Genomic DNA, 12,523 nt, shown 5'->3' with positions numbered 1-12,523 from the left:
GAGGAGGACAGGGATGCGCATCGTCGTTGATTTTCCCCGCGTGGTGCGGGAGGAGGAAACCTGGATTCCCATGGCCGACGGCACCCGGCTGGCGGCGCGCATCTGGCGGCCGGTGGATGCCGAGGCACATCCGGTGCCGGCGATCCTCGAGTACCTGCCGTACCGCAAGCGCGACCTCACCGCCGCCCGCGATGTCCAGAGCCACCCCTACTGGGCCGGCCACGGGTATGCCGGGGTACGGGTCGACATTCGCGGCACCGGGGAGTCCGACGGCGTGCTCACCGACGAGTACCTGCCCGAGGAGCTGGCCGACGGCGTGGCGATCATCGAGTGGCTGGTAGCCCAACCCTGGTGCAGCGGCGAGGTCGGCATGGTGGGCATCTCCTGGGGCGGCTTCAACGGCCTGCAGATTGCCGCCCTGGGCCCGCCGGCGCTCAAGGCGGTGATCACCCTGTGCTCCACCGACGATCGCTACGCCGACGACATCCATCACATGGGCGGCTGCCTGCTGGGTGACAACCTGTCCTGGGCCTCGACCATGTTCGACGGTAACGCCTGCCCGCCGGATCCGATACTGGTCGGTGAGCGCTGGCGGGAGATGTGGCTCGAGCGGCTCGACGGCAGCGGCCTGTGGCTGGCCCAGTGGCTCGAGCACCAGCGCCGCGATGCCTACTGGCGGCACGGCTCGGTGTGCGAGGACTTCTCGGCCATCCGCTGTCCGGTCTACGCCATCAGCGGCTGGGCCGACGGCTACTGCAACGCCGTGTTCCGGCTGCTGGCCGGCCTCGACGTGCCGCGCAAGGGGCTGGTCGGGCCCTGGGCCCACAAGTACCCGCACCTGGGCGTGCCGGGGCCGGCCATCGGTTTCCTCCAGGAGTCGCTGCGCTGGTGGGACCAGTGGCTCAAGGGCCGCGACACCGGGATCATGGACGAGCCCATGCTGAGAGTGTGGATGCAGGAATCGGTGCCGCCCTCGGCGCGCTATGAAATGCGCCCCGGGCGGTGGGTGGCCGAGCCGAGCTGGCCGTCGCCGCGCATCGTGCCGGCCTCTTTCCGGCTCACCGCCGGCCACGACCTGCTGCCGGAGGCCGAGGGCGTCGATGACGCGGCCGAGCTCGCCATTCGCTCGCCGCTCTCGGTGGGGCTCTACGCCGGCAAGTGGTGCTCCTACAATGCGCCGCCCGACCTGCCCCACGACCAGCGCGACGAGGACGGCGGGGCCTTGATCTTCCAGACTCCGCGGCTCGAGGAAACGGTGGAGATCTGCGGGGCGCCGACCGTCGAGCTCGAGCTCGAGGCCGACCAGCCGGTGGCCATGGTGGCGCTGCGGCTGAGCGATGTCGCCGAGGATGACAAGGCCACTCGGGTCTCCTACGGCCTGTTGAACCTCACCCATCGCGACAGCGACGAGCAGCCCGAGCCGCTGGTGCCGGGGCAACGCTACCGGGTGACCGTCACGCTCAAGCACATCGCCCAGCAGTTCCCGGTCGGCCATGCCATTCGCCTGGCGCTCTCCACCAGCTACTGGCCGCTGGCCTGGCCGGCGCCGCGGCCGGTCAAGCTGACCCTGTGCCCCGGGCGCAGCCGGCTGGTGCTGCCGGTGCGCGCGCCGCAGCCGGTGGAGGAGGCCGCATTGCCGGCCTTCCTCGAGCCGGAAGGTGCGGCACCGATCGCCAAGACCCTGATCCAGCCGACCCAGGAGAGCTGGCGGGTGATCCGCGACCTGGCCAACGACCAGACGACGCTCGAGGTGATCAACGACGAGGGGCGCTATCGGCTCGACGACATCGACCTGGAGATCGCCGCCCGGGTCACCGAGCGCTACCGCTACGCCTACGGCAGCTACGACAGCGTCAGCGGCTGGACCGAGTGGGAGCGCAGCTTCAAGCGCGGCGACTGGGAGGTGCGCACCCTGACCCGCACCCTGATGACCAGCGATCCGGACAACTTCCGGCTGCGCGCCACCCTGGACGCCTGGGAAGGCGAGACCCGCATCTTCGCTCGCACCTGGGACGAGACGATCCCGCGGGACCTGGTGTAGCGCGACCCACGAGCACCGAGGGGCGCCGGGAGCAGGTCGAAGAGGAAACCCGACGTCGATAGTCGGCGAGATGCGCGGCTGCTATCTTGGCCTCTTTCTCGACAGGGATGCCCCCCATGAGCGTGACCGCCACCGATGCGCCCGCCAAGCCCTGGGCTTCGCGCAAGGAGATCCTGGGCTGGGCGATGTTCGACTTCGCCAACCAGGCCTACACCCTGCTGATCATCACCGTGGTGTTCGGCGAGCTGTTCACCACGGTGATCGTCGGCGACCGCGGCGACGGCTACCGGCTGGCCAACTTCCTGTGGAGCCTGGCGCTGGCGATCAGCTACCTGCTGGTGGTGATCACCGGCCCGCTGTGCGGCGCGGTGATGGACTATCGGGCGGAGAAGAAGCGCTTCCTGTTCGCCAGCTACGTGGTCACCATCGTCGCCACGGCGCTGCTCTATTTCGTCGCCCCGGGCTACGTGTGGCTGGGGCTGATCCTGATCGTGGTCTCGAACTACGCCTACTCGATGGGCGAGTCCTTCATCGCCGCCTTCCTGCCGGGGCTCGGCCCACCCGAGTCGCTGGGTCGCATCTCCGGCTTCGGCTGGGCGCTGGGTTACGTCGGCGGGCTGTTCGCCGCCGGCTTCACCCTGGTGGTGCTGGGCGAGGCCAGCGCCGAGAACTTCGAGCGCATCCGCTGGGTCGGGCCCTTCGCCGCCGGCTTCTTCCTGATCACCGCCATCCCCACCTTCCTGTGGGTGAAGGAGCGCGGCACGCCGCAGCCCGTCGCGCTCTCTTACCGGGCGATCGCCTGGCAGCGGGTCTCGACCACCCTCCACGAGCTGCGTCGCTTTCGCGATCTGGCCACCTTCCTGGTGTCGCTGCTGTTCTCCATGGCAGGTGTCTACATCATCATCGCCTTTGCCTTCATCTACGGTGCCCAGGTAATCGGCTGGGACGAGTCGATCCGCAACCTGATGTTCATCATCGTGCAGGTCACCGCCGCCGCCGGGGCGATCGGCTTCGGCGCCATCCAGGACCGCATCGGCACCCGGGTCACCTACCTGATCACCCTGGTGCTGTGGGTGGCGGCGATTCTGGCCATCTGGGCGACGCCGTCGCTCACCGCCTGGTTCAACGCCGCGCTCGGCCTCGACTGGCAGGCCCAGCACCTGTTCCTGCTGGTCGGCTGCCTGGCGGGGCTCAGCCTGGGCTCGAGCCAGTCCGCCAGCCGCGCCCTGGTGGGGCTGTTCTCGCCCAGCCGCAAGGCCGCCGAGTTCTTCGGCTTCTGGGGCCTGGCCAACAAGCTTGCCGGGGTGGTGGGCATCGTCGCCCTGGGGGTGCTGCAGTCGGTGGTCGGGCTCCAGGCCTCGATCCTGCTCTGCGCGGCGTTGTTCATCGTCGCGATCCTGATCTGCCTGGGCGTGAGCCAGTCTCGCGGGATGCAGGCGGCGAGGGACTGGGAAGCCCGCAATGGCCGGTGACGCCGAGTCGCATCAGGGGCTTCGCCAAGCTTTGGTATGCTAGGGGTTCACTCAAGGACACAAGAACACGCCATGCCAACGCTGAACTCCTTCGTCGCCGCCTCGGCGGCCATGCACGACCGCCGCGCCCGCCAGTCTTTCATCGGCCATGACGCCGTGAGGAGGCTCGCATGATCCGGGCATGGAAACGCTTCGCCGCCTACGTGCTGATCTCGCTGGCCATCCTGGTGGGCATGGACATGGCGCGGGCCGATGCGGGCTCAACGGTTGCCCCGGCGGCGGGCCCCGGGGACGCCGCTCGCTCATGGGCGGGACACATCGCTGCTCTCCGGGCACGGGCCTAGCCCCGGACGTCGCTGCCCGACGGCGCCCCCGTGTCGGGCACGCGCGGGGTCATTGCGGCCGCTCGAGGGCGAAGCGATCGGTAGTTCGGCTGTAGTCGGCGCCCGCCAGTCGGCCGATCGGACGCAGGGCGTCGATGTCCACGTGGCGACCGTCCCAGACGCTTGGATCGGCGTGGACCTCCACCACCTCGGCCAGTACCAGGTTGCCGGCCCGCGGGCGGTCGCCGAAACGGATCACCTCGCGCAGTCGGCAGCCGAAGGCCACCGGCGCCTCGGCGATGCGCGGCACCCTGAGTTCCCCCAGTGCGGCCTTGGAGAGGCCGGCGTGCTCGAACTCGTCCTCGCCGCGGGGCAGGCTTGCGCTGGTGGCGTTGAGCGGCTCGGCCAGCGCCTCGCCGCCGATATGGATCACGCACTCGCCGACCTCGTCTAGGTTGCGCAGGGTGTCCTTGGCATTGCCCTCGCCGTCGAGCAGCGGCGAGAACGCCAGCACCGGCGGGTCGACGCTGGCCACGTTGAAGAACGAGAAAGGCGCCAGGTTGGCACGGCCCTCGGCATCGATGGTGGAGACCCAGGCGATGGGGCGCGGGGCGATGGCGCCGGAAAACAGTCGGTAGAGGGTGCCGGCATCGAGCGCGGCGGCGGTGGGGCTGGTGTCGCTCATGGGACGTCCTGGCAGCTGACGAAAGGCCCATCCCAGCATGGGCAGCCTCGGGCGTCCAGTGTCATGATGATGCCGGGTAAGGGCGAGGAGAGCACGCGATGGGCGAGCGCGGCAGCGAGGTGAAACGCACGGGGCTCGGCATGATGCTGGCCTTCTGGGTGCTGTTCATCGGGCTTGGGACCTGGTGGTTCCAGGGCATGCTCGAGGAACGGATGAACCCCAATGCCCAACTGGTCGAGTCGGTGGACGGCGCCCCCTTGAACCTGACGCGCAACGCCGCCGGCCATTTCGTGGCTACCGGGCGACTCAACGGCGAGGCGGTGACCATGCTGCTCGATACCGGTGCCACCCAGGTGGCCGTGCCGGCCGAGCTGGCCGAGCGGCTCGACCTGCCGCGGCTCGGCGAGGCCAGATTTTCCACCGCCAACGGGCGCGTCAGCGGGCGCTTCACCCGCCTCGACGAGGTGCGGCTCGGCGGGCTGGTCGCCCACGACGTGCGCGGGGCCATCGTGCCCGGGATCGAGGATGGCGTGGTGCTGCTGGGGATGAGCTTCCTGGGGCGCTTCGACCTTCAGATGCGCGGCGATACCCTGACCCTTCGCCTGCCCGAAAAGGACAAGGGCTGAGTGACGCAAGGGCTCACCCGCCGGCGCGGGACTGATACCATGGTGCCATGAACAGCGTCACGTCCGCCGCCGCGCTCACGGCCTCCCTGGACGATCCCTTCTACTACCTGGCGAACTTCCAGTGCGTGCTGGACTGGGTGGCCGCGCGCCATGGCGATCTGCTCAGCGAGCCCGAGCGTGCCTTCCTCGCCGATTTCCCGACCCTGCCCCGGGGGGCGCGGGCGCTGCTGGTGCGCATGGTGATGCGCAAGGGCGAGCACTTTCGCGTCTCGCGACTGGCCTACGACGAGATCGGTGACGCCGCGGCGGCGCTTGGCCCTCTGCTAGAGGCCGGCTGGGTCGATGACGCCCCGGCGCTGCCCCTCGACGAGCTGTTTCGCCAGTTGCGCCTGGCCGAGTTGCGCCACGCTCTGGCCGGCGAGATCGCCGCGGCCGGCCTGCCCGGAAGCGTCGCCAAGGGCGCGCTGCACGCGGCCATGGCCGAGCGCGGGCTCGAACCTCGCCGGCTGGAGGACTGGTGGCCTGCGGCGCCGGATCGCGTGGTGCGCCTGACCCTGATGGCGCTCTGTGACCGGCTGCGGCTGATGTTCTTCGGCAACCTGCGTCAGGACTGGGCGGAGTTCGTGCTCGCCGAGCTCGGCCTGCAGCGCTTCGAGAGCGTGCCCTTCGGCGCGGATTCCCGCGCCTTCCAGCGCCGCGACGAGGTCGACGCCTACCTGGCATTGCATCGTCTGCGTGAACGGCTCGACGACGGCGAGTGCCCGGTCGCACTGGCCGCCGAGGTGCCGCCTGTGCCCGACAACGCCTGGCTGGCCGCCCGTCGGGCGCGGCTGCTGCTGAAGCTGGGCCGCGAGGCCGAGCGCCGGGGCCAGGCCGAAGCGGCGCTGGAAGGTTATGCGGCCGCCGGGCTCGGCGAGGCGCGCGTTCGCCGGCTGCGCCTGCTCGAGCGGCGCGGCGAGTTCGCGCTGGCCCATCGGCTGATCGAGGCGGCCGAGTCGGTGAACGAGGCCGAGCGCCAGGCGCTGGCCCGCCTGCATCCTCGGCTGTGCCGCAAGCTGGGCCTGCCGTCGCCGCCCCGCGAAACGGAGCCGGTGCCCGAGCGGCTCGACCTGACGCTGCCTTCCTCTCCCGGCGGCGTCGAATGCGCGGTGGCCGAGCATCTGGCCACGCCCGAGGCGCCGGTGCATTACGTCGAGAACGCCCTGATCACCGGGCTGTTCGGCCTGCTGTGCTGGCAGGCGATCTTCGCGCCGCTGCCCGGCGCCTTCTTCCACCCCTTCCACAGCGGCCCCGCCGATCTCGGCCGCGAGGACTTCGTGGCCCGGCGCCGCGCCCTGTTCGACGCCTGCCTGGCCGAGCTCGACGACGGGCGCTATCGAGCCACCATCCGCGATCGCTTCCGCGACAAGTGGGGCCTGGCCTCGCCCTTCGTGCACTGGGGGGCGATCGACGAGGCGCTACTGGAGCGGGCCCTGGTCGCCATTCCGCCGGCACACCTGCGGGCCTGCTTCGAACGCCTGCTCGACGATCCGCGCACCAATCGCGCCGGCCTGCCGGACCTGATCCAGTTCCTGCCCGGCAGCGATACCGAAAGTCCCGGCTACCGGCTGATCGAGGTCAAGGGGCCGGGCGATCGGCTGCAGGACAACCAGCGCCGCTGGCTGGCCTTCTTCCACGCCCATGACATTCCGGTGGCGGTCAGCCACGTGCGCTGGGAGGAACCGTGAGCGAGCCGGCTGATCGCCGCGTCGCCGTGCGGGCGCTGTGCGAGTTCACCGCCCGCGAGGGTGATCTGGACCACCGCTTCACCCCGGCGCCCAGCGCCCGGGAGGGCATCGAGGGGCATGCTCGGGTGCGCAGCCGGCGCGGAGATGGCTATGAGGCCGAGGTGGCGCTGTCCGCCAGCGTCGAGGGGCTGACCGTCGGCGGCCGCGCCGACGGCTTCGACCCCGCGGCCAATCGCCTGGAGGAGGTCAAGACGCATCGCGGCAGCCTCGAACGCATGGCCGCCAACCAGCGCGCCCTGCACTGGGCCCAGGTCGAGGCCTACGGCGCGCTGCTGTGCGCCGAGCGCGGCCTGGCCGCGGTGACGCTGGCGCTGGTCTACCTGGATATCGCCACCGGTCGCGAGACCGTGCTGACTCGCGAGGCCGGCGCCGACGAGCTTTGGGCGCGTCTCGCGGCCCACTGCCGGGCCTATGCCGAATGGGCCGATCAGGAGGCCGAGCATCGCGCGGCGCGGGACGCGGCCCTCGGCGCGCTGGTCTTTCCCCACGATGACTTCCGCCCCGGCCAGCGCAATCTGGCCGAGGACGCCTATCGCGCCGCCGCTACCGGCCGTTGCCTGCTGGCGGAGGCGCCCACCGGCATCGGCAAGACGCTCGGCACCCTCTATCCGCTGCTGGCCGCCATGCCGCGCCAGGGCCTCGACCGCCTGGCCTTCCTGACCATGAAGACGCCGGGGCGGCGCCTGGCGCTGGATGCCCTGAGCGACCTGGGCGCCGCCGACGAGGCCGACCGGCTGCCGCTGCGGGTGCTCGAGCTGGTGGCGCGCGACAAGGCCTGCGAGCATCCCGACCGCGCCTGCCACGGCGAGTCCTGCCCGCTGGCCCGAGGCTTCTACGACCGGCTGCCGGCGGCGCGGCGCGACGCCGTGGCCCGGGGCTTCTGGGATCGCGCGTCGTTGCGTGAGCTGGCGCTCGAGCACGGCGTCTGCCCCTACTACCTGGGCCAGGAGCTGGCACGCTGGGCCGACGTGCTGGTCGGCGACGTCAATCACTACTTCGACGACGGCGCCCTGATCCACGGTCTGATGCAGGCGGATGGCTCGCGCCTGGGCGTGCTGGTGGACGAGGCCCATAACCTGGTCGACCGGGCCCGCGGCATGTACAGCGCGTCGCTCGACCAGCGCCGGCTCAACCGGCTGCGCAAGGCCTCGCCGCCGGCGCTGTCCAAGCCGCTTTCGCGACTGTCGCGGCACTGGCAGGCGCTGCTGCGCGAGGTCGAGGAACGCGAGTGGCAGGCGCTGGAGGCGGTGCCGGGGGGACTGCTCGGCGCCCTGCAGCAGGCGGTGGCGGCGATCACCGACTACCTGGGCGAGCATCCGACGGGCGTCGACCCGGCGCTGCAGGAGTTCCTGTTCGAGGCGCTGGCGTTCGCTCGCCGTGCCGAGACCTTTGGTGAGCATTCGCTGTGCGAGCTCGAGCGTCACGGCCGCGGTCGGGCGAGACTGGCGATCCGCAACCTGGTGCCGGCGGACTTCCTGGCGCCGCGTTTTCGCGCCGCTCGCTGCGCGGTGCTGTTCTCGGCGACCCTGAGCCCGCCGGGCTATCATCGCGACCTGCTGGGCCTGCCCGGCGACGCCGTGACGCGAAGCGTGCCGGCGCCCTTCGTCGCCGAGCAGCTCGAGGTGCGGCTGCGCTCGGATGTCTCCACCCGGCTGCGCGACCGCGAGGCGTCGCTCGCCCCCATCGTCGCCGAGCTGGCCGGCCAGTTCCGGCGCCGGCCGGGCCACTACCTGGCCTTCTTCAGCAGCTTCGCCTACCTGGAAGCGGCGCTGGCGCGCTTTCGCGAGGCCTGTCCCGAGATACCGGTGCGCGCCCAGCGCCGCGGCATGGACGAGGCCGAGCGCGAGGCCTTCCTGGCCGGCTTCGTGCCCGGCGAGACGGGCGTTGCCTTCGCCGTGCTCGGCGGCGCCTTCGCCGAGGGCATCGACCTGCCCGGCGAGCGGTTGGTCGGCGCCTTCGTCGCCAGCCTCGGCCTGCCCCCCTTCGATGCCTACCACGCGGCGCTGGAGGCGCGGCTCGAGGCGCGCTTCGGGCGCGGCCATGACTATGCCTATCGGGTGCCGGGCATGATCAAGGTGGTCCAGGCCGCCGGGCGGGTGATCCGCGGTCCCGAGGATCGCGGCGTGGTGGTGTTGATGGACGATCGCTTCGACCGCGCCGAGAATCGCGCGCTGCTGCCCGACTGGTGGCGCCTCGCGCCCTGACCCTTGCCCGTGGCCTGGCCTGCCCATTCCCCTGTCGATGAGGAAACGCCCATGACCCGAACCCGCCATGATCGCCCCACCTTCCAACTGCGGCTGGTCGCCGACCGCGATGTGGTGCTGGGACCCGGCAAGGCCGACCTGCTGGCGGCGATCGCCCGCGAGGGCTCGATCTCCGCGGCGAGCCGGTCGCTGAACATGAGCTACAAGAAGGCCTGGCAGCTGATCGAGACCATGAATCGTCACTTGCCGGGCGAGGTGATCGCCACCAGCACCGGGGGAAGCCGACGTGGCGGGGCGCACCTCACGCCGCTGGGCGAGGAACTGCTGGCCCGCTACCGGACCCTGCAGCGCCGGCTGGACCCCGAGGCCTGCGACGATGCCCGGGCGCTGCTCGAGCTGATCACGGCCAGCGGAGACGACTGAGGCCGTGGTGCGCGTCGTGGCCGGCACTTGGCAGCGCCCGGTCGAACGACTATGGTATTTCCGCTATTTCCAGTCGTACACAACGGGAGTCGTCATGTCGACCATCCAACGCCATCAGCGCGTCTTCGCCCGGGCCAGCGGCATGCTGTTGCTTGGCCTGCTGGGCGTCGTTCCGCTTGCCCAGGCCGAACCGACGGTCAAGGTGTTCGCAGCCGCCTCGCTGACCGATGCCTTGAATGCCGCCATCGAGCGCTACGAGTCGAGCCATGACGTCAACGTGGTGCCGGTCTACGCTTCGTCCTCCACGGCAGCGCGCCAGGTGGCCAACGGCGCACCGGCCGACCTGTATTTCTCGGCCAACGAGAAGTGGATGGACTGGCTGGGAGAGCAGGGCATCGAGCTGGCGGATCGCCAGGACCTGCTGCGCAATCGCCTGGCGCTGATCGCCTCGCCGCACAGCGGCCTGGACGACGTCACCCCCGGCGAGGGGCAAACGCTGGCGGCCTTGCTCGAGGACGACCAGCGCCTGTCGGTGGGCGATCCCGATCACGTGCCGGCAGGCATCTATGCCCGGCAGGCGCTCGAATCCCTCGGCGAGTGGGAGGCGCTGGCCCCGCGACTGGCCCGCGCCGACAACGTTCGCGCCGCCCTGGCGCTGGTCGAGCGAGGCGAGGCACCGCTGGGCATCGTCTACCAGACCGATGCCGGCGCCAGCGACAAGGTGAGCCTGCTGGGGCTGTTTCCGGCGGATAGCCATGCGCCGATCACCTATCCGGTGGCATTGGTCGACCCGCCGGCCAGCGATGCCGCCCAGGCGTTTCGCGACTGGCTGGGCAGCGATGCCTCGCTGGCGGTGTTCACCGATTTCGGCTTCTCGCCCGCCGCCGGCGACGGCGAGTGATCGATGGCGGCGCTGATGCTCTCCGAGGCCGAGTGGCAGGCCATCCTGATCAGCCTGCGGGTCGCCGGCGTCGCGGTCGGCTGGATCCTGGTGCCCGGCGTGGCCCTGGCCTGGCTGATGGCGCGCCGCGAGTTCCGCGGCAAGGCGCTGCTCGACGGCGTGCTGCACCTGCCGCTGGTGCTGCCGCCCGTCGTGGTCGGCTACCTGCTGCTGCTGTCGCTGGGCCGCCAGGGCTGGCTGGGACAGTGGCTGGACCAGTGGTTCGGAGTCACCCTGCCGTTCACCTGGCAGGGCGCGGCGGTGGCCGGCGGGGTGATGGCCTTCCCGCTGCTGGTGCGCGCCGTGCGCCTGTCGCTGGAGGCGGTCGACGTCAAGCTCGAGGCCGCCGCCAGCACCCTGGGTGCCGGCCGCTGGCGGGTGTTCTTCACCATCACCCTGCCGTTGGCCTTTCCCGGACTGCTGACCGGGGGCGTGCTGGCCTTCGCCCGTGCGCTGTCGGAGTTCGGCGCCACCATCACCTTCGCGGCCAATATTCCCGGCGAAACCCGTACCCTGCCGCTGGCGCTCTACACGCTGATCCAGACGCCCGGTGCGGAGGCCGCTGCGGCCCGCCTGTGCGTGCTCTCGATCGTCATCGCCATGCTCTCTCTGCTGGCCTCTGAGTGGCTGGCCCGCCATGCCCGCCGTCGCCTGAGTGAGCGCGATGGCTGACACTTCCTTCCACCAGGCCGTCGTCCATGTCCTCGATTACCCCGACCCATGATCTGCATCCGCAGCGCCGGGACGATCTCCAACTGACGGTCGACAAGCGTCAGGGGGGCTTTCGCCTCGAGGCGTCGCTGACGTTGCCCGCCAGCGGCGTCACGGCGCTGTTCGGCCCCTCCGGCAGCGGCAAGACCAGCCTGCTGCGCCTGATCGCCGGCCTCGATCGCCCCGACAGCGGCAGCATTCGGCTCGGCCACGAGACCCTGACCGATACCCGGCGTCGACGGTTCGTGCCGCCTCATCGCCGGCGTCTCGGGGTGGTGTTCCAGGAGGCGCGGCTGTTTCCCCACTACCGGGTGCGCGGCAATCTTGCCTACGGCATGCGCGGTACGGCGCGGGCGCGCTTGGACGACATCGTCGAGCTGCTGGGGATCGGGCATCTGCTGGAGCGTTTTCCGGCGACCCTTTCCGGCGGCGAGGCGCGCCGGGTAGCGATCGGCAGGGCGCTGCTCAGCGAGCCGCGACTGCTGCTGATGGACGAGCCGCTGACCGGTCTCGACGGGGCTCGCAAGCAGGAACTGCTGGACTACATCGCCCGATTGGCCCGTGACATCGATATTCCCATCGTCTACGTCAGCCACGAGACCGACGAACTGATCGCCATCGCCGATCACCTGGTACTGCTCGAGCAGGGTCGGGTCCTGGCTCATGGGCCGCTCGATGACCTGCTGACCCGCTTCGAACTCACCGACCAGCTCGGTGGCTTCGATGCCGCTTCGCTGATCACGGCGACGGTGGACGGCCACGAGCCGCACTATGCCTTGACCCGGCTGCGCCTGCCCGACGGTCAGCCGCTGACCATTCCCATCGTGGACGCCGCCCCCGGTAGCCGGCTGCGGGTGCGCATTCCGGTGCGCGAGGTGGCGCTGGCCCTCGACGAGCCCGGCGCCACCAGCTACCGCAATCGGCTGCATGCCACGGTCGAGGAGATCGGCCCGCCGCAACCGGGGCGGGCCGCCGTGGAACTGCGTCTGCGGCTCGGCGAGCAGGTGCTGCGTGCCCGCCTGACCCGCAAGTCTCTCGACGAGATGGGGCTCACGACCGGCACGTCGGTTGTCGCCCTGGTGCGCAGCGTGTCCTTCGATACTCGCCGGGGTTAAAAATTATTCATCGCCGATCAGCGTGAAGCCACTGCACAGCCCAGTTTGGCATGCTGGGAGTGCTCTTCGAGGGAGCGATCTTTAGATCCGGTCCGACGCATCGGCGAAGGCGCCGTCAGGCGCCCGGGGTATTGCCACTGATCGCGCAGCAAGCTGCGCTCCCACGAAGAGCGACGGCGCTCAGCCCCATGGAGAG

General features: G+C 70.6%; 11 protein-coding genes. 10 read left to right on the top strand and 1 reads right to left on the bottom strand.

Features of this window, described 5'->3' with window-relative positions; genetic code table 11:
• The first annotated feature begins 13 nt into the window (after positions 1 to 13).
• The 3 genes from FHR96_RS02030 to FHR96_RS02020 all read left to right on the top strand — a co-directional run bounded on the left by FHR96_RS02030 (position 14) and on the right by FHR96_RS02020 (position 3,857).
• A complete protein-coding gene (locus FHR96_RS02030; protein WP_183385965.1) occupies positions 14 to 2,041 on the top strand; it encodes a CocE/NonD family hydrolase in 2,028 nt (675 codons plus the stop codon).
• Between the two features lie 116 nt (positions 2,042 to 2,157).
• A complete protein-coding gene (locus FHR96_RS02025) occupies positions 2,158 to 3,513 on the top strand; it encodes an MFS transporter (protein WP_183385964.1) in 1,356 nt (451 codons plus the stop codon).
• Between the two features lie 170 nt (positions 3,514 to 3,683).
• A complete protein-coding gene (locus FHR96_RS02020; RefSeq protein ID WP_183385963.1) occupies positions 3,684 to 3,857 on the top strand; it encodes a hypothetical protein in 174 nt (57 codons plus the stop codon).
• A 49-nt stretch (positions 3,858 to 3,906) separates the two neighbouring features.
• Here FHR96_RS02020 and FHR96_RS02015 read toward each other — a convergent pair whose 3' ends face one another.
• A complete protein-coding gene (locus FHR96_RS02015; RefSeq protein WP_183385962.1) occupies positions 3,907 to 4,521 on the bottom strand; it encodes a flavin reductase family protein in 615 nt (204 codons plus the stop codon).
• Between the two features lie 98 nt (positions 4,522 to 4,619).
• On the opposite strand from FHR96_RS02015, the gene FHR96_RS02010 reads away from it, so the two are divergent.
• The 7 genes from FHR96_RS02010 to modC all read left to right on the top strand — a co-directional run bounded on the left by FHR96_RS02010 (position 4,620) and on the right by modC (position 12,327).
• The gene (locus tag FHR96_RS02010) at positions 4,620 to 5,147 is read left to right on the top strand and encodes a retropepsin-like aspartic protease family protein (RefSeq protein ID WP_183385961.1); all 528 of its coding nucleotides are present in this window, start codon (positions 4,620 to 4,622) and stop codon (positions 5,145 to 5,147) included.
• A gap of 47 nt (positions 5,148 to 5,194) precedes the next feature.
• Positions 5,195 to 6,874, top strand: a complete 1,680-nt coding sequence (locus FHR96_RS02005; protein WP_183385960.1) for a VRR-NUC domain-containing protein — start codon at positions 5,195 to 5,197, stop codon at positions 6,872 to 6,874.
• Positions 6,871 to 9,138, top strand: a complete 2,268-nt coding sequence (locus FHR96_RS02000) for a helicase C-terminal domain-containing protein (RefSeq protein ID WP_183385959.1) — start codon at positions 6,871 to 6,873, stop codon at positions 9,136 to 9,138. The genes FHR96_RS02005 and FHR96_RS02000 overlap by 4 nt, the downstream gene beginning before the upstream one ends.
• A 51-nt stretch (positions 9,139 to 9,189) precedes the next feature.
• A complete protein-coding gene (locus FHR96_RS01995) occupies positions 9,190 to 9,561 on the top strand; it encodes a winged helix-turn-helix domain-containing protein (protein ID WP_183385958.1) in 372 nt (123 codons plus the stop codon).
• A 94-nt stretch (positions 9,562 to 9,655) separates the two neighbouring features.
• On the top strand, positions 9,656 to 10,462 hold the full coding sequence (modA, locus tag FHR96_RS01990) for a molybdate ABC transporter substrate-binding protein (RefSeq protein ID WP_183385957.1): 807 nt from the start codon (positions 9,656 to 9,658) through the stop codon (positions 10,460 to 10,462).
• A 15-nt stretch (positions 10,463 to 10,477) separates the two neighbouring features.
• The gene (gene modB, locus FHR96_RS01985) at positions 10,478 to 11,173 is read left to right on the top strand and encodes a molybdate ABC transporter permease subunit (protein WP_221195671.1); all 696 of its coding nucleotides are present in this window, start codon (positions 10,478 to 10,480) and stop codon (positions 11,171 to 11,173) included.
• 26 nt (positions 11,174 to 11,199) lie between these two features.
• Positions 11,200 to 12,327 (top strand): molybdenum ABC transporter ATP-binding protein, encoded by a 1,128-nt coding sequence (gene modC, locus FHR96_RS01980; RefSeq protein WP_183385956.1) that lies wholly within the window; start codon positions 11,200 to 11,202, stop codon positions 12,325 to 12,327.
• Positions 12,328 to 12,523 lie beyond the last annotated feature (196 nt).

The sequence above is a fragment of the Halomonas organivorans genome (assembly GCF_014192055.1).
Taxonomy (GTDB): Bacteria; Pseudomonadota; Gammaproteobacteria; order Pseudomonadales; family Halomonadaceae; genus Halomonas; species Halomonas organivorans.
Note: the sequence above shows the minus strand (reverse complement) of the source record. Positions and strands in the feature narration are given on the sequence as shown.

What these genes read in the sequence shown, in the direction of transcription:
- modB (WP_221195671.1), top strand. Translation starts at nt 10,478, where the DNA reads ATGCTCTCCGAGGCCGAGTGGCAGGCCATCCTGATCAGCCTGCGGGTC.
- FHR96_RS02025 (WP_183385964.1), top strand. Translation starts at nt 2,158, where the DNA reads ATGAGCGTGACCGCCACCGATGCGCCCGCCAAGCCCTGGGCTTCGCGC.
- FHR96_RS01995 (WP_183385958.1), top strand. Translation starts at nt 9,190, where the DNA reads ATGACCCGAACCCGCCATGATCGCCCCACCTTCCAACTGCGGCTGGTC.
- FHR96_RS02020 (WP_183385963.1), top strand. Translation starts at nt 3,684, where the DNA reads ATGATCCGGGCATGGAAACGCTTCGCCGCCTACGTGCTGATCTCGCTG.
- modA (WP_183385957.1), top strand. Translation starts at nt 9,656, where the DNA reads ATGTCGACCATCCAACGCCATCAGCGCGTCTTCGCCCGGGCCAGCGGC.
- modC (WP_183385956.1), top strand. Translation starts at nt 11,200, where the DNA reads ATGTCCTCGATTACCCCGACCCATGATCTGCATCCGCAGCGCCGGGAC.
- FHR96_RS02005 (WP_183385960.1), top strand. Translation starts at nt 5,195, where the DNA reads ATGAACAGCGTCACGTCCGCCGCCGCGCTCACGGCCTCCCTGGACGAT.
- FHR96_RS02015 (WP_183385962.1), bottom strand. Translation starts at nt 4,521, where the DNA reads ATGAGCGACACCAGCCCCACCGCCGCCGCGCTCGATGCCGGCACCCTC.
- FHR96_RS02010 (WP_183385961.1), top strand. Translation starts at nt 4,620, where the DNA reads ATGGGCGAGCGCGGCAGCGAGGTGAAACGCACGGGGCTCGGCATGATG.
- FHR96_RS02030 (WP_183385965.1), top strand. Translation starts at nt 14, where the DNA reads ATGCGCATCGTCGTTGATTTTCCCCGCGTGGTGCGGGAGGAGGAAACC.